Raw genomic sequence first — 20,297 nt, 5'->3', positions numbered from 1 at the left:
CCAGAGGTCGCTCTCGGCGAAAGTGGCTCAATTCACCAAAGACTTCCGTTATGGATATTCGGATCTGAGGGTTGCCCAGCACATTTCGGTTGGCACGAAACTCAATCACCCCAGGTTCTCACCCCATCCTCACAACTTAGCATTTTGTCATGTAGGCTTATAGGCATGAGATCGGTGTGGTTTGGGCTGCGGCTTTCGAGGTCGCGAGCGATGGGGAACGAGCTTCTGGAGATTCAAGGGACGCTCTTCAAGCAACGGTTTGAGGCGACGTGGAGTAGCGGCAGTGGTGAGCAACCAGCGGCCGATCTGCCGCTTGATCTTGTCGATGGCCAGGGTTCGGTTGATCTTGTAGGGCGAATCCGGATCGATGAGCGCATCCGTGGCGACATAGGCGGCGAGCGCATTGAGGTTGTCGAAGACCGCCTTCGCCCCGAAATCCTGATGCGCGGCGTGCCAGGACAAACCCGAGGTATGCTCCAGACCAAGCCGGCTCTTGATCCGTTTAAATGCCTCCTCGATCCGCCACCTGCCATGGTAAAGGTCGGCAAACGCGGCGACCGGGAAAGCCACTGGATCAAGCAGCGAAGTCATCACCACATGCACTCGTCCAGTCGGCGTCGCCACCCGCACCAGCCGAACGGTGGTCGGCGTCGCCGGACACTCATAGTCTGCGGCATCACGGGCATCCGGCGCCCGCAAGACCACCTGCGTCTCGCTTTGCCCGGAGCGCATGAACTCACGGACCGCTTTGAATCCTCGCGACAAATCGCAACGAATACAAAAGGGGATCCCGCGTGCGGTCAGCGCCGACACCAGCCAACGACAGGGAAAGCCCCGATCCAGCAGCAGCACATCGTCGGCGCGCAGGTTGTCGATCGCCTCGAAGAGCATCTGGCGCTCATCGCACAGCGGCTCGAACAGCCGAAAGTCGAGAAAGAGCTCAATGCCTGGCAAGTACAAGCCGAAAGCCACCCCCTGGACAATCGACCGCACGCCGTCTTTCATCAAGGTCAGACGAACCGCGCTGCCATCGGCGGCGACCAGCCGCAGCCCCTGCCACCGCGGGATCGGCAAGTGCTTCTCCACCAGACGGATCAGTTCCTGATTCAGCTCGCCAAACACCAACGCGTTGATCCGGTAACGTGCCTGATAGAACGCTTGCGCCGTCACCTCGCGCACCGAGTTGGCGCGATTGCGCAGGTGGGCAAAGAACTGATCGAGTTCGGACTGGACGGCGCCCTGAACGCCGGAGAGGAGGAAGCTCACGACGGTCGGCAGCGTCAGCGTGCGCTGCCGGGTGAAGTGCTTGGATCTGATCCGTGCCGCCTCGAGAAACGTGCGTGAAAACAGATAGTTGGACAGGTATATAAGGATCTTCCAATATTCAGGCCGCCATGTGATAGTCTTTTATAAACAATGGATTACACCGCGATTATGGAACACAACTACACCCGCCGCAACGCGAACGCCTGCGCGGCTTTGGGAGCGCCATCAAAGTTATCCGAAAGTGCTAAGTTGTGAGGATGGCCCGAAGGCGGGCCAACCCGACCGAACCCGCGAGAACGTCACAGGAACGTAAAGGACAAGATTCAGTGCCCTTGAACCACCCCGTCAACAAAATTCCACCTGCCGTCTGGGTTCTGGGTTTCGTCAGCCTGCTGATGGATGTGTCTTCGGAACTGATTCACAGTCTGTTGCCAGTGTTCATGACTACCGTCCTCGGCGTCAGCGCCTTGACGATCGGTCTGATAGAGGGCGCCGCCGAAGCGACTGCATTGATCGTAAAGGTCTTCTCGGGCGTGCTTTCCGACTGGTGGGGCAAACGCAAGCCCCTGGCCATACTCGGCTACGGCTTGGGCGCAATCTCCAAGCCGCTGTTCGCGTTGGCCGGGGGCGCCGGGCTGGTAGTGGCCGCGCGTCTAATCGACCGCCTTGGCAAGGGAATCCGTGGCGCACCGCGCGATGCGCTGGTCGCAGACATTGCCCCGCCCGGAATACGCGGTGCGTCTTTCGGCCTGCGCCAGTCGCTCGATACCATTGGTGCCTTCCTTGGCCCCTTGCTGGCGATGGGGCTGATGCTCGCCTGGGCAAACGATTTTCGGGCGGTGTTCTGGGTGGCAATCATCCCGGCTTTGCTTGCCGTTGCATTGCTGTTCTTCGGCGTACAGGAGCCTGAACGTCATCAGGACGAAAAGCGTGTCAATCCGATATCTCGCGAGAATCTACGTCGCCTTACAGGAGACTATTGGTGGGTGGTGGGAATTGGCGCAGTATTCACACTGGCACGATTTTCGGAGGCCTTCCTGGTTCTGCGCGCCGCGCAGGGCGGTTTGCCTGTCGCCTTTACGCCGCTGGTGCTGATCGGCTTGAATGTGATTTATGCGGTCAGCGCCTACCCGTTCGGCAAGCTGTCGGACTCAGTGAGCCACCGCCAGCTACTGGCCTGGGGGTTGGGAGTTCTTATCGCTGCCGATGTCGCCTTGGCCTACAGCAACCACTGGGCCTGGGTTTGGGCCGGCATCTCCCTGTGGGGCCTGCATATGGGCGTCACCCAGGGTCTGCTGGCGACCATGGTGGCCGACACGGCGCCTGCCGATCTGCGTGGCACTGCCTATGGCTTCTTCAATCTCGTCAGCGGGCTGGCGATGCTGGTGGCCAGCGCTTTGGCCGGGCTACTCTGGGACAGCTTTGGCGCAAGCTTCACTTTTGTTGCCGGTGCGGGTTTCGGCACATTGGCGCTGCTGGCGATCGTCCTGCATGCGGCGCGACGACCTGCGGCGTAGCAGTTTCGTGCCATGATCCTGTTTTCGGCGTCGAAGCCTCGTGTTGGCTGCAGCCGTTCGTCGGCCAGCCTCGTCTCCTTTTTTCACCTCAATGGTCGGCGTCTCGAGTGCCTTCCTGCGATTACCTTTGCACGATTACTCCAGCGCCCGCCCTGCCCCCACTTTCCAAAAGTCCGCCCATCCCGGATGTTGTAGATGCGCCGGAAAGTGGGGATGATTTTCTCTTGATGAGTCACGACGATGATGGCCGTCTGGTATTCGCTGGCCATCTGGCTGAGGATGCGCATCCCGGCCAGCGCCCGGGCGCGAGCCTCCCCGTTGGGCCGCCCCGCCAGCATGGGTAACAGCGCCACATTGTCGGTCACGTCGAGAAAAGGGATCAGGTAGGGCGCCTGGAAGATAAAGCCGATGCGATCCCGGCCCAGCTCCCGCAGGTCGGAAATCTTCCAAGCGTTGTCGCAGATCACGTCGCCGCCCAGAGTCATGCGGCCGCGCGTCGGTTCGATCACCGCCCCAAGGATTTGAGCAGAGTGGTCTTGCCGGAGCCGCTGGGGCCGATGAGGCCGACCACCTCGCCGGGAGCGACGCTCATATTCACTTCCTTGAGCGCATCGACGGCGGTTTCGCCGGCGCCACAACGCTTGCTCAAGCCTTCGATGCGGATGCCGACGCCTTGGTCCATGTCAGCCGCCAATGGCGGTGGCCGGATCGACCTTGAGCGCCGCGCGTATCGCCAGGGTGCTGGCGAGGGTGCAGACGAGCATCACGAGGACGAAGCCACGCAGCGCATCGCCCGGTTCGAGCAACACATATCGCGGGAAAGCCCGCCCCCGAACGGTGGCGGCGATTTTGCCGACGGCGAATCCGATCAGCCCCAAGCCCAGCGCCTGTTGCAGGATCATGCCGGCGATGGTGCGGTTATGGGTGCCGATCAGCTTGGCGACCAGAATCTCCTCCATCGGCTCGCGGTCAAAGACCTGCCGATGCTTCCAGCGGTGGATACCCCGCCCCATCATCTCGGCAGAGCGGCCATCGGCCACCCGCACCAGCACCGCTTTGACGTTGTGGTTGCTGGGCTGCGAAGCGTTAAGCGCGTGCAGCAGGCCGGGCACACCAGGGCGGTTGAGCGCGGGAGTAGCGGCGGTGCGGATGCGCTCGTTTACGATGGCGTCGTTGTCCTTGAGAAATAGCGCTTCCAGGGCATCCTTGAGCGGGATGAACACCATTGGGTCGCTGCCGGAGGACACCATGCGCCGGGTGAGCCCGACCACGCGGTAATCGTGATGGCGGATACTGATACGGTCACCCAGGACGAACCCGCTTTTGACATCGGCCACCGCCTCTTAGCGACTGCGGGTGACGCGCCGACCCGCCACCAGATAGCCCGCCTCGCCCGGCTGGTCGGGCTCAAAGCCCACCACCATGGCGCGTACGTCAGTGCTGCCTTTTGCTCACCTGGATGGTGAGGTAAGTGACATTGGCGGCCTGCGCCACGCCGGGCATGCCGAGAACGCTGCGATACACATCGTCGTGGATGCTGGACGACTCGGCATAGGGGCCTAGCGTGTCTTTTTGCACCACTCACAAATCGGCGCCGCTATTGTCGAGCAGCACCTTCGCGTCGTCCACCATGCCGCGATAGACACCGGCCATCGTCAAAGTAACGCCAATGAGCAGGCCGAGACCCAGTCCAGTGAGAACAAGCTTGCTCCATGAATGCAGAATGTCGCGACCAGCGAGGCTGATCATTTCGCTTTTCCGCCCAATGAAGCAACCTTGATGCGGGCCAGGTCTTGCCGGGCACTCGTCAGCGTGGATTCGGCGGCTGCACCTTGGGCATCCGCCGATTGCTGTTGCTGTAACTTGCCATCCACCACACTCTGACTGACAAAGCCCTTACGCCCCAAATCGGCAAAGCGTCGCGCCTCGCTGGCAGCCAATGCCTAGCGGCTCTTCGCACCGTCCATCTGGGCTTGCGCCGTCGTCAGTGCGCTACCGGCACTGGCCGTCGACGCGACTGCAGAAGTCACCCGCTCGTGGTGGTCACCCAGCCCAAGGCAAGCAACAACCCCGTGCCGAAGACGGCAAACCAGGCCTGCCGTGGCAGGGGAAAAGGGATTTTCATCGCTGTCGTCCGATCGGAGGTGCGGCAGCGAGTCGTGCAAGAAAAACCGCCTATCGACATGATTTGAGGGGCAGCCAGAACAGGAGCAAGGGTATGGCAAGAAGGACGAGGCGGGACCACGCACCGGCATTCAAGGCGAAAGTGGCACTGTCGGCGCTGAAGAGCGACAGGTTGGGCGCCGCAGACCTTCATCGCTCGACCACGCCGCCGTCGTCGGCCGCGCCGCGAAACATCGCCGGCGTCAGTTCGTACTTCTGCAGCAAACGGTAGAACTCGGTGCGGTTGCGGTCGGCGATGCGGGCGGCGTCGGCGACGTTGCCGTCGGTCAGCTTGAGAAGCTGCACCAGGTAGTTGCGCTCGAAGCGCTGCTTTGCCTCGGCGTAGGACAGCGCTTCCATCGTCGGCACGCGCAGGGCGCGCTGGATCAGGGTCAGCGGAATCAGCGGCGTGGTCGCCAGGGCGCAGGACTGCTCGACGACGTTGTAGAGCTGGCGGACGTTGCCCGGCCAGGCAGCGCTGGCGAGTGTCTCGAGTGCCTCCGGGGCGATGCCGGCGATCGGCTTGCCGTACTTTCTGGCCAGCTGCTGGACGAAACAGATCGCCAGCAAGGGGATATCCTCGCGCCGCTCGTCGAGGCGCGGCAGCGTCAGCGTCACGACGTCGAGGCGATAGTACAGATCCTCGCGAAACAGGCCCTCGGCCATGGCGACTTCGAGGTCGCGGTGGGTGGCGGAAAGGACGCGCACGTCCACCGGCTCGGCGCGCGTCGCACCCACTGGCCGCACGGCCCGATCCTGCAGCACGCGCAGCAGTTTGACCTGCAGCGCCAGCGGCATGTCGCCAATTTCGTCGAGAAACAGCGTGCCGCCGTCGGCCGACTGGAACAGGCCGGGGTGCGCGCTGGCGGCACCGGTAAAGGCTCCCCGGACGTGGCCAAAGAGTTCCGACTCGAGCAACTGCTCGGGAATCGCGCCGCAGTTGATGGCCACGAAAGGTGCCTGGGCGCGTCGGCTGGCGCGGTGGATGGCGCGTGCCAGCACTTCCTTGCCGGTGCCACTTTCACCCCGGATGAGGACGCTGGCGTCCGAGGCCGCGACCACCCGAGCCTCCTCGAGCAGTTCCGCCATACGGCTGCTGCGGAAGACGATGCCTTCTCGCCAGGCCTGGCCGCTGCCGGTCTCGTGTCCGGCAGCGGCCGGTGAGAGCTGCAGCGCCTGCTCGATCTTCTCGAGCAGCACCTTGCTGTCGAAAGGCTTGGTGAGATAGCCGAAGACGCCGCGTGACATCGCCTGCACCGCGTCGGGAATCGTCCCGTGGGCGGTCAGCAGGATCACCGGCAGGGTCGGTCGGGTCGAGCGGATCTCGTCGAACAGGGCGAGCCCGTCCTGGCCCGGCAGGCGAATGTCGCTGACGACCAATTGCGGCGGTTCGACGGCGATGCGCGCCAGGCCTTCCTCGGCGGAGGCAGCCGTCGATACCCGGAAACCCCGGGCGTGCAGGCGCATCGACAGCAGTCGCAGCAGATCGAGGTCGTCGTCGATGACCAGGACATGCGCGGCGTGGGCTCTTGGGATAAGGTTCATCATGGCCCTCCGGGCGCGTTGCTGCCAGCCGTCGGGCGCGCCGGCAACGAGCGTTCAATATCGGTCAGCGCGTCGAGTTTCTCCTGCAGTTCGCTGCTTCGGCGCTGGCTGTCCTTCAACTGCTGGAGGAGCTTTTCGTTCTGCGTCTCGAGCCTCAGCCGCTCCCGGTACTGACTGGCCAGCGCCCGCGTCAGCGGATGCAAGCTGGCTGCCGCCGGCTCCCTGCTCTTCAGCACGGCGTCGAGGAGGCCCAGCGCGCGGACGAGATCGGCCGGGCCGCGCACTTGCCCGAGCACCATGGCGAGGCGAACCTGCGTCGCCGGGGTTGGCGGGATGGCCGCCAGGACGCTGCGTTCCCGTTGCAGTTCCTGCGGCGACATCTGTTGCAGCAGTTGCAGGTAACCGAGCAGCGGCAACATGGCAGCCTCATCGACCCTGGCCACCGTCACGGGCGACGACGCCGCCAGCTCCGGCGCCGGCCCGCTGGCGCAGGCCGCGAGCAGGGCGGCGGCGAGCAGCCCAGGCCAGCGGCCGCGCGGGCGAGCGGCGATCATCGCGTCCGCCCCCACGGCGAGCGGCTATCCACAGGGCACCTCGATGCGGAAATGCGCTCCCGGTGCCAGGCCATCGCCGTGGACCAGCATCACTTGCCCACCCATCGCGGTCATCAGTTCGCGGACGATCGACAGGCCGACACCGCTGCCCTGCCGCGGCGTCGGCGAGGCCAGGCGCCCCTGGACGAAAGGCTCGAAGATACGTTCCGCATCCTCGGGGGCAATCCCCGGTCCCTGGTCGATGCAGGAAATCCGGATGCTCTTGCCGAAGGCGGCGGCCTGCAGGCGGATGACGCCCCCTTCGGGGCTGAAATCGATGGCGTTGGAGAGCAGGTTGTCGACGACCACCAGCAACTTGTCGCCGTCGAGGTTGCGAGTGATCGCCGGCGCTTCGTGCAGCACCGTCAGCTGGCGTGTCTGGATCTGCAGTTCCCGGCCCTGGACGACCTCGGCGAGCAGCCTGCGCAACGGCAGCGGCCGGTAGGTAGGTCGGCGGGCCTCGAAGCAGGCGGCATTGAGTCGCAGCAGGCTTTCGATGTGCCCCTGCAAGGCCATGACGTTGTGCTGCAGGATGTCGACGACTTCCCGCTGGGCTCCTTCGAGGGGTCCTGGCACCTGCTCCTGGAGCAGCGCGATGCCTTCACGCAAGGCGGTCAGTGGCGTCTTCAACTCGTGCGAGACGTGTCGCAGGGTCCGCTCGCGGTCCGTCTCGAGCTCGCCCAGGCGCTGCCGCAGCCATTCCAGCCGGCGCCCGACCCGCCGCAGGTCGGCCGGGCCACCGATCGCCACGGAGGTGTCGAACCGACTTTCACCGAGGCGCTCGATCACTCGCACGATGCTGCCGATCGGCCGTGACAGCCACCAGCCCATCGCCAGGGCAACCACGAAGGCGCCGACCACGGTCACCGCGACCAGCCCGGTAAGTTGCAGGCGGTTGTGTTCGAGTTGCGCCAGCCGAACGGCATTCTGCTCGTCTATCCACAGCCGGCCGGCGTGCGCCAGTTCACCGTTGATCTCGGCAAGCCGTCTCAGAAGAGGTAGCAACTCGACCGCAGGCGCCGATCGGTGGAGGCCCTGGCTGAGCTGTTCGGCGGCCGCGCGCCAGTCGCGCGCCAGCTTCCCAAGTGCTTCGCCGGGAATCGACTGCAGGCGTCCAACCGCTGCCAGGGCGTGCTCGAGGTTCGTATCGAAGCGCTCAAGCAGCGTTGCCTCGTTGAGTACCGCGAACTGGCGCGCGCTCCGTTCGAGGCCGACCGTCCGGTCGGCGATCTCCTGAATCGACCCGCTGAGCTGCAGTACGTGCTCGCCGCTTCGCCGACTCTCGTCGACAAACTGCTCGAGGACGAGCCAGCTGCGCACGGCCGCCCAACCAAGCAGGGACGCGATCAACAGGAATCCGGCCAGCATGCTTTGCCGGAACGATATGCGAATCATGACAAAAGACTTCTCCGGGCAGCGGTGGATAGAAACGCCAGTCCGCCAGGTGGCGGAGCGGACCACGCGATTGCTGCCGCCGCGTCTGGCGGGCGGAGCCCAGGATCGCCGCCGGCAGGTCCAGCGCGTGCGCTGCGTGCCGCCAGTTTAGCCCGCCGCGACGGCGCGCGGGGTAAGGAATTAGTCCTGTGCTTGCCGGCGTCGGGCTCGACCGGAAGCAGTGATGCGTTTAAAAACAATGCGTTGGCAAGCGCGTCGCCAAACAGCGACACGGCAAGTGGCTGTGCCGGAAAGTATTTTCAGTAAAGTCCGGCGATCCTGTCGCTTTTTCCCCACAGTTTGCCGGGCAAGCTGCCAGTCCTGGTTCAGGAATATTCCGTAACCAATTGTTTTGTATATGTTACATAGTCCTGGCACGAATCTCGCTAGCCTTCTCCCGACCTCAGTACCACCACTCCACCGAGAAGGAAGCGCCATGTTCAACAAACCCAACGTCTTCAATCGCAATGAACCGATCGCCCGTCGCGACGTCCAGCCCAGCGTCGGTTTCGGCGCCCAGCCCAGCGCGTCGCCATCAGGCGCGCCGGCGACCGCCGGCAGGGAGACCGCCGGCAAGGATACGCCGCCGAGTAACGTCGTCGGCCCGTCTGCCGTATCTCCCGACGAGCTTTCCCAGCATCTCCCTGGCGCCCATCCCGTGCGCGCCGCCAACGCCCCGCCGCCGGCCAGCGCGGCGGCAGCGCGCGAGTCGTTGATCAGCGAAAACATGATCGGTGCCCGCCTGCTCGTCGGCCCCGACGTCAAGCTCAAGGGCGCCGAAATCCTCGACTGCGACACCCTGGTGGTGGAAGGTCGGGTCGAGGCGACGATGGATAGCCGGGTCATCCGGGTCGCCGAGAACGGCGCGTTTGTCGGCAAGGTCAGCATCGATATCGCCGAGATCGACGGGACCTTCGAGGGCGAGCTGACCGCTCGCAGCCAACTGATCATCCATTCGACCGGACGCGTCAGCGGCAAGATTCGCTACGGCAAACTGGTGGTCGACGAAGGCGGTGAGGTGTCCGGCGACATCAGCACCCTGTCTGACCATGCGTCACCCCGGGGCAGACCGTTGATGGAAGCGCTGGTCGCGGTCAACGCCGCCGCCGGTTGACCATGCTGACCGCCATCCACGCCGGGCGACCGCCGGCAGCGTCACTCGCCCTTGACCGGCCGAGCGTGCGGCTGTCGAGCGCTACGCGCTGTTCGCGGCCGCCCGAAAGGTCGGCCGCATACCCCGCGCAGCGTGCCGACTACGCCATTCGCCCGGCGCACACGCCGTATGAGCAGGGCATGGCCAGCATGCTGGTGCGCCGGATGTACGCCTGGCGCGGCTACCAGACGGAAGCCGCCGGGCCCCCGGCGGAAGACCCAAGCCGGCTGACGCTCACCGCCTGGCACGACGATGAGGTGGCGGCGACCCTTACGCTGGGCTGCGATTCCCCAGCCGGTCTGCTCGCCGACGCCCTCTACTCGCCGGAACTCAGCGGCCTGCGCCGCCCCGGGCGCAGAGTCTGCGAGGTGTCCAGGTTGGCGGTGGACCCGGAGTTCAGTTCGCCGGACCTGTTGATCACCCTCGTACAAACTGCCCATCGACACGCACAGCAGTGCTTTGCCGCCAGCGATGTGGTGATCGAGGTGAACCCCCGCCACGTCCGTTACTACCAGCGCGTGCTGGGCTTCCAACAACTTGGCGGTCTGCGCCAGTGTCCGCGTGTGGACGCACCGGCGGTTCTCCTGCACCGGCCACTCGACGGTTTCTCCGTGCGAGGGATGAGAACTCCAACGGCACCATCGAGAGTTCATGAGCCCGCGTAATGGGATGGGCACCCCTTCCCGAAACGGCATCTGAATGCCACGGTGGAGATGGGATATCTCCACCGCCACGAAGGAGAGGCAACCCCGAGAACGATTGCCACGTACCGTGGGCAACTCCTACTCCGGCTGTTCCGCTCCCCGGTCGCCTCCAAGCTTCCCGCAGAGCGCGGCAACCACTCGGTGCGTCGTCTCAATTTCGGTGACGGCTAGTCCATCTGATAGCTCATTGATCCACGGCGCCTGAAGACGCATGGCGTCGTCGAATGCGCGTCTCCCCGCTTCGCTGAGCACAACCAACTGAGCTCTCCTGTGATGGGGGTTCGGCCGATATTCCACCAAGCCTTCCTTCACAAGGTCGTTGACGATCCGCTGGACGTTCTGACGGTTGCCTCCCATGTCGCGCGCGAGCCAGGCGACCGGTTGAGGTCGTTCTGCTGTGGAGATCGTGCCGAGCACCTTCCAGCGGGCACTCGTGAGGCCGATGCCGGCGACCAGCCGGTCTCCTGCCGCAAGCAGCCGATTGTTCAGTCGGAACAGTTCGAGGACGAGGTCGGTCAAGGCTCTGCCGGATGGGGTGTGCTTGTATTTGCTCATAGGCACTCATGCTGCATTATTGACACTACGGTGTCAATATGGCCATAATTTGCTTGTGTTGTGTCCACTTGTCATGATGCAGCCAATTTAATGGAGGTCTCTATGCTTTCTCTGCTCCCCCTTGATCCTGTAGTGCCCATCGAGCAACAGCTCCACAATGCCGCGACACCGGTCGTGCTGGTGAATCTGTTCACCGTGGCCGAGCCGGACATCCCTGCGTTGATGACCGCCTGGGAGAAGGATGCCAACTGGATGAAGCGCCAGCCCGGCTTCATTTCCACGCAGTTGCATCGCGCCATCGGCGGCAGTTGCATGTTCATGAACTACGCCGTGTGGGAGACAGTCGATCACTTCCGCGCCGCGTTTACCCACCCCGAATTCGTCCGTGCCTTGGACGCCTATCCGTCCAGTGCCATTGCGACGCCGCACCTGTTCAGCAAGATTGCGGTGCCAAACCTGTGTACGGCCTGATCAGGTACACCAGAAAGAACCATGCTAATGCCCAGGCTTGCTCACCGTATCGGGGGTGTCCTCGCCCCTCTCTGCATTGCAACGTTTTTCCTCTCGACCATCCTTGCTGAGTTGTTCGGTTCCCACGAAGCAGTCGCACAGCTAAAGTCGCTCATCGTCAGTCCGGGCTTGTGGATTCTGATCCCGGCTATCGCGGCTGCCGGAGGTAGCGGCTTGTATTTGTCCAAGTCGCGGCGGGGACGGCTGGTCGATGCCAAGAAGAAGCGCATGCCCTTCATTGCGGCCAATGGGCTGCTTGTGCTCGTGCCCTGTGCGATTTTCCTGAACCGGTGGGCGGCAGCAGGTACGTTCGACACGAGCTTCTATTTGGTGCAGGCAATCGAGCTGATCGCCGGAGCGACCAATTTGACGTTGATGGGCATGAACGTGCGCGATGGCCTGCGCATGGCTGGCCGACTTCGCGTGTCGCCACCCACGACACGCGTGCCCTGAGTAGCCACACATCCACACATGGATATGCCAGACGTCTGTCCACAGAGGACACTGGGGGCGACATCCGGCAGCTTGGCTTCCTTTGTCGTTATGCCGGGAAGACCCCGGCTCTGCCCGGGGTCTTCCCCTTTTTCTGAGACCACCCAAAGCGGGAATGACGGCCAGAATCACGCTCGCCAGCCAGGACCGCACAACTTCTGAGGGGTCGACGTTCTGGCGCGCCACGCACAATGGTATGCTTTCCTGGGGCTACGACAGGAATGGCTTGCAGCAGAGGGGGTCACCGTCGGGCGTCGCGCAGACTGCGTCAGCGCGGCCGGTTTCCGCCACGGCGAAGGCCGGCAGCCGAAGCAGGCGTGGCATAGCAGCGGCCAGGTTTGCATGGCCGCCTGAGAAACAGGTCCAGCCAGGGTTCACCGGGAGGAATGCCGCAGATGTCCGATCTTCACCGAAACGCGTCGTCCACGTCGGGGCGTTTCGGTGCAACCCGGATGATCCTGCACGTCGACATGGACGCGTTTTACGCTTCAGTCGAGGAGCGGGACCGCCCCGAACTGCTTGGCAGGCCCGTCATCGTCGGCGGCACGCCCGAAGGCCGCGGCGTCGTAGCGGCGGCCAGCTACGCGGCTCGCCAGTTTGGCGTCCATAGCGGCATGCCGGCTGTCACCGCGCAGCGACTGTGTCCTCGAGGCATCTTCCTGCGACCACGCATGTCGTACTACGCGGAGATTTCGGACCAGATACGGGGCATCTTCGAGAAGTTCACCCCCTTGGTCGAACCGCTGTCCCTGGACGAAGCCTTTCTCGATGTAAGCGGCAGCGAGCGACTGTTCGGCACCGCCGAAAGTATTGGCCGGGCGATCAAGCAGCAGATTCGCGAGCGGCTCAAGCTGGTTGCCTCGGTCGGCGTGGCGCCGAACAAGTTCCTCGCCAAGATCGCCAGTGACCTGGAAAAGCCGGACGGATTCGTCGTCGTCAAACCCGCCCGCGTCCAGGAGTTCCTCGATCCACTCCCGGTGGGCCGCCTGTGGGGCGTCGGCAAGGTCACAGGGGGTGCCCTGGCGAAGCTGGGTGTGCACCGGATCGGCCAACTGCGAGCGCTGCCCGTCGAGTTGCTGCGGCACCACTTCGGGAGCAGTGGCGATCACCTCCGGGAGCTTTCCCTGGGCATCGACGAGCGACCCGTGGTGCCGGAGCAGGAAGCAAAATCGATCTCGCACGAAACAACCTTTGCGCAGGATCTGGAAGATCCCGGGTTGATGCGCGCCTGGCTGCTGGAACTGTGCGAGCAGGTGGGATGTCGCTTGCGGCGCCACGGCCTGCAGGGATGCACGGTGCACCTGAAGGTCCGCTTCGGCGACTTCCACACCATCACGCGCGCGCAGACACTGCCGCAAGCCACGAACCTCACCCGGGACATCTGGCAGGCAGCGGCGGCGATGTTCGCCGGGCGGCTGCCGGCGCGTCGGCTGCGCATCCGCTTGCTGGGTGTCGGCATGAGCGGCTTCGAGCAGCCCGGGCCAAGGCAACCCGGCTTGTTTTCCGACACCGCGCACGAGCGGCAGGCCCGCCTCGATGAAGTCGCTGACCGGGTCAGGGAGAGGTTCGGTCAGGCATCCCTGCAGCGTGCCCTGGTGATCCTGCACGACCTTGACCATCGGTCCGGTCCGCCCGGCGCCAGCGACACCCAGTACGGCCGATAGGAACGTCGCGCGGGTGTTTTCTGGCGTGGGGGCGCGGTCCGCCGTCACCGGCGTGCCGCAGATCACCTCCCAGCGCCTGCGCCGGTACCTGCGGTAGCGCTCGGGAATGGCCTGGGGCCACGGCGGACCTGGTCAGTACTTGATCGAACAGCCGTAAGGCGTGGTGACGGGCATCGATACCGGTTTGCCGGAGACGGCCTCGGCGATCGCAGCCTTGACGTGATTTCGTGCACCAGGTATGTCCGCCGGATTGGTCGAGCGCCGGTCGTCGATCGCGCCGTTGTAGACCAGCTGGCCACCAGGGTCAATCAGATACATGTGCGGCGTGGTTTTTGCGGCGTAAGCCTTGCCAACGGCACCCGATTCATCGAGCGCGGCATAGGTCGGGCTCGCCTTCATTGCCGCCAGCCAGTCGCTCATCTGCTTCGCCGACTTGTAGTCCTGATGGCTCGGGTTGGTCGAGTTGAGCTGCACCCAGACCACCTTGCTTTCAGCTGCAGCGCGCTGCGTCGCCTGCATGTTGCCTGAACTGTAGTGCTTCTGAACGAAGGGACAATCCGGGTTGGTCCACTCCAGCGCGACCCACTTGCCCTTGAGTTCAGCCAGTGAAACCGGCTTGCCGTCGAGCGTCGTGACGGCAAAGGAAGGCGCTGGGTGGCCGGGTACGGCAGCCGCCAGCGGGCCACTGGCCAGGGTTGCAAGGAGAGCACCAGCCAGCAGCGAACGGCTGCACCAGCGGGGCTGTTCATCAGCGCAAGCCGCGGGTACCTGTGGCATCTTCCGGTCAGAGGGCGGGAATCGCAGCGGGAGAATCATGATCATTTCCTTTCGTCGGGTGGCAGGGAAGTCTGTCTCGCGTGCTGTCCCGCATCGGGCAAGCGCGCGAGTGCAGCGAGAATCGAAGTATGCGTCAGCACCTCAGGCAGCAGTATGGGCTCGCCACGCGGCGGGTAGAGTGCATAGACAGGTACGCCGCTGCGGCCGAGTGCCGCCAGCGCGCGCGTGATCTCGGGGTCATGCCGCGTCCAGTCGGCGCGCATCAGATGCACGCCGGCTTTGGCAAAGTCTGCCAGCACGACGTCGCGGGAGAGCACCAGCCGCTTGTTGACCTGGCAGGTCACGCACCACGCGGCAGTGAAGTCAACGAACACGCCCGCGTTGGCTGTGCGGGCCGTCATCAGGGCAGCCGGCGACCACGCTTCCCACGCGCTGGGTGGCCCGCCTGGCGCAGCCGAAGGTGCCGGGCTGGTCGCTGCCGGCATGACCAGGATCAGCGCCAGCGCGGTGGCCAGCGCTGCGATGCCGCCGCCTGTCCGCCAGAACGGGTGCTGCAAATGGAGCAGCCACGCCAGCAAAGCGACGAGCAGCAATCCTGCCCCGAGGTAAAGGATAGCCGTTGGGCCGACCTGCTCGACCAGCACCCAGGCGAGCCAGACGACGGTGGCGTAGAGCGGCAAGGCGAGGAACTCTTTCAGCCGGGCCATCCAGGCCCCCGGCGTCGGCAGTCGGGCAAGGGCCCGCGGCATGATGGCCAGCAGACCGTAGGGCAGCGCCATGCCCAGCGCCAGCGCCAGGAAGACCGCCAGGGTCAAGGCAGCAGGCATGGCGAAGGCGGCGCCGAGCGCCACGCCCATGAAGGGGGCCGTGCAGGGGGATGCGACCAGCACGGCCAGCGCGCCGGCGGCGAAGGCATCGACGTTGGGGTGTCGCTGGCGCCAGCTGCCTGGCACGTCCTGCGCCAGCGTCGCTATCGGCAGGGCACCGGAGAGCGACAGGCCCAGGGCGAAGAACAGCAGCGCCATGGCGCCGACGAAAGGCGGCGACTGCAGTTGGAACCCCCAGCCGAGGAAGGCCCCACCGGCTTTCAGGGTCAGCAGGAGGCCGGCCAGGGAGAGAAAAGTAGCGACTACTCCCAGGGTATAGAACAGGGCATGCCGGCGACGTTGCCGCCGGCCTTCCACCGCCTCACCGGCATGACCTGCCAGGCCGAGCAGCTTGATCGAGAGGATCGGGAAAACACAGGGCATCAGATTGAGCAGGATGCCACCGACAAACGCCAGCCCGGCCACCGCCACGAATGACAGCGGTACCCTCCCCTCGCTCGCAGCAGCTGGCACAGTCGCGTCCGCTGCCGCCGGCGACGCCGGCTGAATCGCGCCAGGCGCCGCACCGGCGATCGCTTCATCGACGGCGAAGCCAACCGGCCCGGTGCCGGTCCCGGCGCCCGGGCTGGCGACCAGAACGCCAGCCAGCGAGTGCCAGTCGCCGATCGGCACTTCGGCACCGGTGAGGCTCAGGACATAGCCCCCGGACTGCCGCCGGAAGCGCTGCTCGGCCGAAGCCTGCATCTGCCCCTCGGCAAACGGGAAGAAGGTAAGCGAAGCGAGGGGCGGCGCGGTGGCTGGGGTGACGATGCGAACGCTGACCTCGCCGCCCTCGACACGCGCCGAAACCGCCCAGCCGGCCGGTGGCGACGGCATCGGCGATGCCTGCCGAGCAGCTGCAAACAACCCGGCCTGCCCGGGTGCCGCTTGTGCGAGGGCACCGACGACGGGTAAGTCCAAGACGAAGGTTCCCGATTCCGGGATGCAATCCTCCTTGCACACCAGCCAGTCGGCAGCGAGCCGGACAGGGAAGCTTCGCGCCGCGTAATCATCCGGAATCTCGATCGGCACGGCGAGCAAGACCTCGCCCTTGTAGCCGAAATTGGTCAGCGGCCCGACCGCGATGCGCGTTGGCAGCGGCCACGAGATCTCGCCGGCCCGCGCCCCGGCGGGAAGCGTCCAGGTGAAACTCGGCGGGTATCCCGAATCGCCGGGATTGCGCCAGTAAACATGCCACTGCGGCGCCAGTTGCAGCTGCAGTCCCAGCCAGTGGGTCGCGCCCGGTACCACGGCTGCGACCTCGGCAACGAGCGTCGCGGTGACGTGCGGCGTCGACACCACCGCCTCGCGATCGGCGGCAGCGCTCCCGGAAGCCGATACGAGGATCCCCAGCCCGACAACGAGCGAGCGCGCGATCCGCTGCAGGAACCGGCACGCCACGCCCGGCTTGAGAGTGCACATCGCCACTGCCAGAGAGGCCAGGACCTGGCTGAATGGCTGACTCATGGCGGCCGACATTCCTCTGATCAATGGGTCGGGATGCTGCCCAGCCAGCGCGGCGAACCCGAGCCATTGAGCTGGAAGATGCTGCCGCCGCCCGAGGGAACGCTGGCATCGGCGAAGGCATTGATGGTGACCTGGTGGGTCACCAGGACGACCGGCTGGCCGGCAACCGGCAGTCCGGCGAGAAATGCCCGCAGCGCACTGACCCTGGCTTGGCGATCCTGAGGTCGGCTGAAGAACGAGTTCAGCGCCGGCAGTGCCGTCACTTCACCCAGTTGCAACAGCCGGGCAGTTTCCAGGCAACGGCACCACTGGCTCGAATAGACCGTAGCGCGGCCGACGCCCGCCGTGGCCAATCTCTCGCCGAGCTCTCTGGCCTGGGCACGGCCGGCTTCGTCCAGGTTGCGTTGCGTCGCGCAGTCGGACAGGCGAAAACGCGGGGGATCGCCAGTGCCGGGAGCGAAGGCATGCCGCAGCATGAGGACGCGGCCTGGCCTGGCAAGTTCAGCGAGGGGAACGTTGTTGGTGGCGAAGACGCTTGGTGTCGACAGGGCCGTGAAACCGACGAGGCAGATAAAGCTGCGGCGTCGCATCAGGCCGTGCCAAACCAACCGAGTTGCTTAAACCTGCTCACGCTCACCTCCACGAAACAATTCTGACGCGTTGCCGCCTGTCTTACAACCGCGGCTTTGATCCCGACAATGGCGCATGGTTCAACCGCCGTTTCCATGGGAAGCTCACCATGCCTGCCGCACAACCGTCGCCGTCGTTGGTCACGCCAGCCGTCACCCCTGCCCCTTGACCGGCTACGGTCGAATTGCGCGGAGTGCTTCGCGGCGATCGAGGAGGCGCCCGCTTGGACGGCGGCGCCGTGCGCTGGTACAATCCCAACACTGGCACAAGTGGCTTCCTATGACTTCGCTGCGTCGCTTCGGCACCGCGTCACGCCGGCAGCGAGCAGGCCATTCGGCTGGCCCGCAATTCACTCTACCAGTCTGCTCGGCAGAACCACCCGCTCGTCGGAGTCGACGGACCGGAAACTGGCTCCGATCAGAGCGGTAGCACCTGGACGATCGGGCTGGCATTGGCGCACAGGCGGGGCCGATGGTAAGGGAAAGGGTGTCGAGGGTGCAGTGCACTCGCGTTGGACCTGCTCAGTGAGCTGGTCAAGGACTTGCCTGCAGGTTGTTGCAGCCATGGCCCCTGCGTGAAGTGCCAGCGCTCGCGGGTGTGGTTTTGATGGGCAGCGTAGAATGCAATCGCCGTACAGGGGACCTGGAATGCTATCGCCGCTACGGCCGGCGCGCACAGGCATGGCAGTCGAACGCCCTGCGACTGCCGGAAGACAGTCGGAACGCGACGCGGTGGGTCGTCCAAAACTCCCTGCACGCCAGCGCCCGCCTGCTACCGGCTTGGCCGGCTCGTTGTGTCAGCAGCCATGGCTGAAGAACTGATGACGGCCGTCTGGCCCGGCAAACCCTATCCCCTGGGCGCCACCTGGGACGGACAAGGAGTCAATTTCGCCTTGTTCACCGAGCACGCCGACAAGGTCGAGTTGTGCCTGTTTGACGACAGCGGGCGAAAGGAACAACAGCGCATCGAGCTGGGCGAGCAAACCGACCAAATCTGGCATGCCTATCTGCCCGAAGTGCGTCCGGGCCAGTTGTACGGCTACCGGGTCCATGGTCCCTATCGGCCAGATGAGGGACACCGCTTCAATCCGCACAAGCTGCTGCTGGACCCCTACGCCAAAGCGATTGTCGGCGCCATCGAGTGGAGCGATGCCCAGTTCGGTTACCGTATCGGCAGCCCCCGCGAGGATTTGAGCTTCAGCCGCCGCGACAGCGCGCCCGGCATGTTCAAGTGCCAGGTGATCGATCCCGGCTTTGATTGGGACGGGGATCGCCCGCCCAATATTCCCTGGCATCAAACCGTCATCTATGAGCTGCACGTCAAGGGCTTCACCCGCCTGCACCCGCACGTTCCGCCCGAGATGCGCGGCACCTATGCCGGGCTGAGCACGCCACCGGTGATCAACCACCTCAAGCGCCTGGGTGTCACCGCGGTGGAGTTCCTGCCGATACAGACTTTCGTCGACGACCGTCATCTGCTCGACCGAGGACTGAAAAACTACTGGGGCTACAATTCCATCGGCTACTTCGCCCCCGATCCACGCTATTCCGCCAGCGGTCGTCTCGACGAATTCAAGCACCTGGTCAAGGCCCTGCACGCCGCCGGTATCGAAGTGATCATGGATGTGGTCTACAACCACACCGCCGAGGGCAACCATCTGGGGCCGACGCTGTGTTTCCGGGGCATTGACAACGCCGCCTATTATCGGCTGGTGGCGGACGCTCCCCGCTACTACATGGACTACACCGGCTGCGGCAATACCTTGAACATGATGCATCCCCGGGTATTGCAACTGATCATGGACAGCCTGCGATACTGGGTCATCGAGATGCACGTCGATGGTTTTCGCTTCGATCTGGCGGCCGCCCTGGCCAGGGAGCTGCACGAAGTGGATCAGCTCGGGGCGTTCATGGACATCATTCACCAAGACCCGGTCCTGTCGCAGGTGAAGCTGATTGCCGAGCCCTGGGACCTGGGGGACGGCGGCTATCAGGTGGGCAACTTTCCGGTCGGCTGGACCGAGTGGAATGGCAAGTATCGGGACGTCGTGCGCGACTACTGGCGCGGCGAGGGGGGCCTGATGGGCCAGCTGGCCTACCGTCTCACCGGTTCCAGCGACCTGTACCAACACAGTGGCCGTCGACCCTATGCGAGCATCAACTTCATCACCGCCCATGATGGCTTTACGCTCCACGATCTGGTCAGCCATAACGAAAAGCACAACGCCGCCAATGGCGAAGACAACCGCGATGGCGACGCGCACAACCGCAGCTGGAACTGCGGCGCCGAGGGCGAGACCACTGACCCCGAGGTGCTCCGGCTGAGGCGGCGACAGCAACGCAATCTGCTGGCGACGCTGCTGCTCTCGCAGGGCGTGCCGATGCTGCTGGCGGGCGATGAAATCGGACGCACCCAGCGCGGCAACAACAACGCCTATTGTCAGGACAATGAACTGAGCTGGGTCAATTGGGATCTGGCCTCGACGGCGGACAACCAGGCACTTTTCGAATTCACCCGTCGCCTGATCGAGCTGCGCAAGAAGCATCCGGCGTTGCGGCGGCGGCATTTCTTTCAGGGGCAGCGCATCCGCGGCGCCGGCGTCAGGGACATCATCTGGCTGCATCCGGACGCAGGCGAGATCAGTGATCAGGACTGGGATCACCATCATGCCCGTTGTTTCGGTCTGTACCTGGTCGGCGAGGCACTGGCGGAGCAGGATGAACGCGGCCAATGGGCCAAGGACGATGATTTCCTGCTGCTGCTCAATGGCCACCACGAGGCGATTCGCTTCACACTGCCGTGGAAGGGCGATTGCGAACTGGTGCTGGATACCGCCCTGGCCGAAGGCGGCGAGCTGCGGCAGGTCAGCGACCAGTCTTATGGCTTGGCGGGCCGTTCGCTGGCGCTGCTGACCCAGCGGCGCCAGGCTGGCCGGGTAGCGGAGCCGCTACTGCGCCGGCG

General features: G+C 64.6%; 15 protein-coding genes and 3 pseudogenes. 7 read left to right on the top strand and 11 right to left on the bottom strand.

The window, feature by feature from the left end; translation table 11 throughout:
- Positions 1-147 precede the first annotated feature (147 nt).
- Positions 148-1,350: an IS4 family transposase gene (locus V5B44_RS09145; protein WP_332359102.1), complete on the bottom strand. Its 1,203-nt coding sequence runs from the start codon at positions 1,348-1,350 to the stop codon at positions 148-150.
- Positions 1,351-1,598: 248 nt separating this feature from the next.
- Between V5B44_RS09145 and V5B44_RS09140 the strand changes: the two genes are divergently transcribed.
- A complete protein-coding gene (locus tag V5B44_RS09140) occupies positions 1,599-2,783 on the top strand; it encodes an MFS transporter (RefSeq protein ID WP_332358752.1) in 1,185 nt (394 codons plus the stop codon).
- 83 nt (positions 2,784-2,866) lie between these two features.
- Here V5B44_RS09140 and V5B44_RS09135 read toward each other — a convergent pair.
- The 6 genes and pseudogenes from V5B44_RS09135 to V5B44_RS09110 form a co-directional block, all read right to left on the bottom strand.
- Positions 2,867-3,465, bottom strand: a pseudogene (locus V5B44_RS09135) (ATP-binding cassette domain-containing protein).
- Position 3,466: 1 nt separating this feature from the next.
- Positions 3,467-4,532 (bottom strand): annotated as a pseudogene (locus V5B44_RS09130) (ABC transporter permease).
- Positions 4,529-4,723, bottom strand: a complete 195-nt coding sequence (locus V5B44_RS09125; RefSeq protein ID WP_332358751.1) for a hypothetical protein — start codon at positions 4,721-4,723, stop codon at positions 4,529-4,531. The pseudogene V5B44_RS09130 and the gene V5B44_RS09125 overlap by 4 nt, the downstream one beginning before the upstream one ends.
- Positions 4,724-5,096: 373 nt before the next feature.
- Positions 5,097-6,491, bottom strand: coding sequence for a sigma 54-interacting transcriptional regulator (locus V5B44_RS09120; protein ID WP_332359101.1), 1,395 nt, complete (start codon positions 6,489-6,491; stop codon positions 5,097-5,099).
- Positions 6,491-7,045 (bottom strand): permease, encoded by a 555-nt coding sequence (locus V5B44_RS09115; protein WP_332358750.1) that lies wholly within the window; start codon positions 7,043-7,045, stop codon positions 6,491-6,493. The genes V5B44_RS09120 and V5B44_RS09115 overlap by 1 nt, the downstream gene beginning before the upstream one ends.
- Positions 7,046-7,069: 24 nt before the next feature.
- Entirely contained in the window at positions 7,070-8,479 is a 1,410-nt protein-coding gene (locus V5B44_RS09110; protein ID WP_332358749.1) for a sensor histidine kinase, read from the bottom strand.
- Between the two features lie 475 nt (positions 8,480-8,954).
- Here V5B44_RS09110 and V5B44_RS09105 point away from each other — a divergent pair, with 475 nt between their 5' ends.
- Positions 8,955-9,632: a bactofilin family protein gene (locus V5B44_RS09105; RefSeq protein ID WP_332358748.1), complete on the top strand. Its 678-nt coding sequence runs from the start codon at positions 8,955-8,957 to the stop codon at positions 9,630-9,632.
- Positions 9,633-9,634: 2 nt separating this feature from the next.
- Complete coding sequence (locus V5B44_RS09100) at positions 9,635-10,336, top strand: N-acyl amino acid synthase FeeM domain-containing protein (RefSeq protein ID WP_332358747.1); 702 nt, start codon at positions 9,635-9,637, stop codon at positions 10,334-10,336.
- A 117-nt stretch (positions 10,337-10,453) separates the two neighbouring features.
- Here V5B44_RS09100 and V5B44_RS09095 read toward each other — a convergent pair whose 3' ends face one another.
- Positions 10,454-10,930, bottom strand: coding sequence for a MarR family winged helix-turn-helix transcriptional regulator (locus V5B44_RS09095; RefSeq protein WP_332358746.1), 477 nt, complete (start codon positions 10,928-10,930; stop codon positions 10,454-10,456).
- A 102-nt stretch (positions 10,931-11,032) separates the two neighbouring features.
- Between V5B44_RS09095 and V5B44_RS09090 the strand changes: the two genes are divergently transcribed.
- From V5B44_RS09090 to dinB, 3 genes are all read left to right on the top strand, one after another.
- Entirely contained in the window at positions 11,033-11,401 is a 369-nt protein-coding gene (locus tag V5B44_RS09090) for an antibiotic biosynthesis monooxygenase family protein (protein ID WP_332358745.1), read from the top strand.
- Positions 11,402-11,668: 267 nt separating this feature from the next.
- The gene (locus tag V5B44_RS26620) at positions 11,669-11,893 is read left to right on the top strand and encodes a hypothetical protein (RefSeq protein WP_434735430.1); all 225 of its coding nucleotides are present in this window, start codon (positions 11,669-11,671) and stop codon (positions 11,891-11,893) included.
- A gap of 434 nt (positions 11,894-12,327) precedes the next feature.
- Positions 12,328-13,596 carry a DNA polymerase IV gene (gene dinB, locus V5B44_RS09080; RefSeq protein WP_332358744.1) on the top strand — a complete coding sequence of 423 codons (1,269 nt, stop codon included), beginning with the start codon at positions 12,328-12,330 and terminating at the stop codon, positions 13,594-13,596.
- A 132-nt stretch (positions 13,597-13,728) separates the two neighbouring features.
- Here the strand turns inward: dinB and V5B44_RS09075 are convergent, their stop codons facing one another.
- The 3 genes from V5B44_RS09075 to V5B44_RS09065 are packed head-to-tail and all read right to left on the bottom strand — an operon-like array spanning position 13,729 to position 17,296.
- Positions 13,729-14,412, bottom strand: coding sequence for a redoxin domain-containing protein (locus V5B44_RS09075; protein WP_332358743.1), 684 nt, complete (start codon positions 14,410-14,412; stop codon positions 13,729-13,731).
- Positions 14,413-14,414: 2 nt separating this feature from the next.
- Positions 14,415-16,706, bottom strand: a complete 2,292-nt coding sequence (locus V5B44_RS09070) for a protein-disulfide reductase DsbD family protein (RefSeq protein WP_332358742.1) — start codon at positions 16,704-16,706, stop codon at positions 14,415-14,417.
- A gap of 20 nt (positions 16,707-16,726) precedes the next feature.
- Complete coding sequence (locus V5B44_RS09065; protein ID WP_332358741.1) at positions 16,727-17,296, bottom strand: histidine phosphatase family protein; 570 nt, start codon at positions 17,294-17,296, stop codon at positions 16,727-16,729.
- Positions 17,297-18,141: 845 nt separating this feature from the next.
- On the opposite strand from V5B44_RS09065, the pseudogene glgX reads away from it, so the two are divergent.
- A pseudogene (glgX, locus tag V5B44_RS09060) lies at positions 18,142-20,262 on the top strand (glycogen debranching protein GlgX); the annotation flags it as partial.
- Positions 20,263-20,297: the final 35 nt, after the last annotated feature.

It is taken from the genome of Candidatus Accumulibacter necessarius (genome assembly GCF_036625085.1).
The sequence above is the reverse complement of the archived record's forward strand: the minus strand, read 5'-3'. Positions and strand labels throughout refer to the sequence as shown.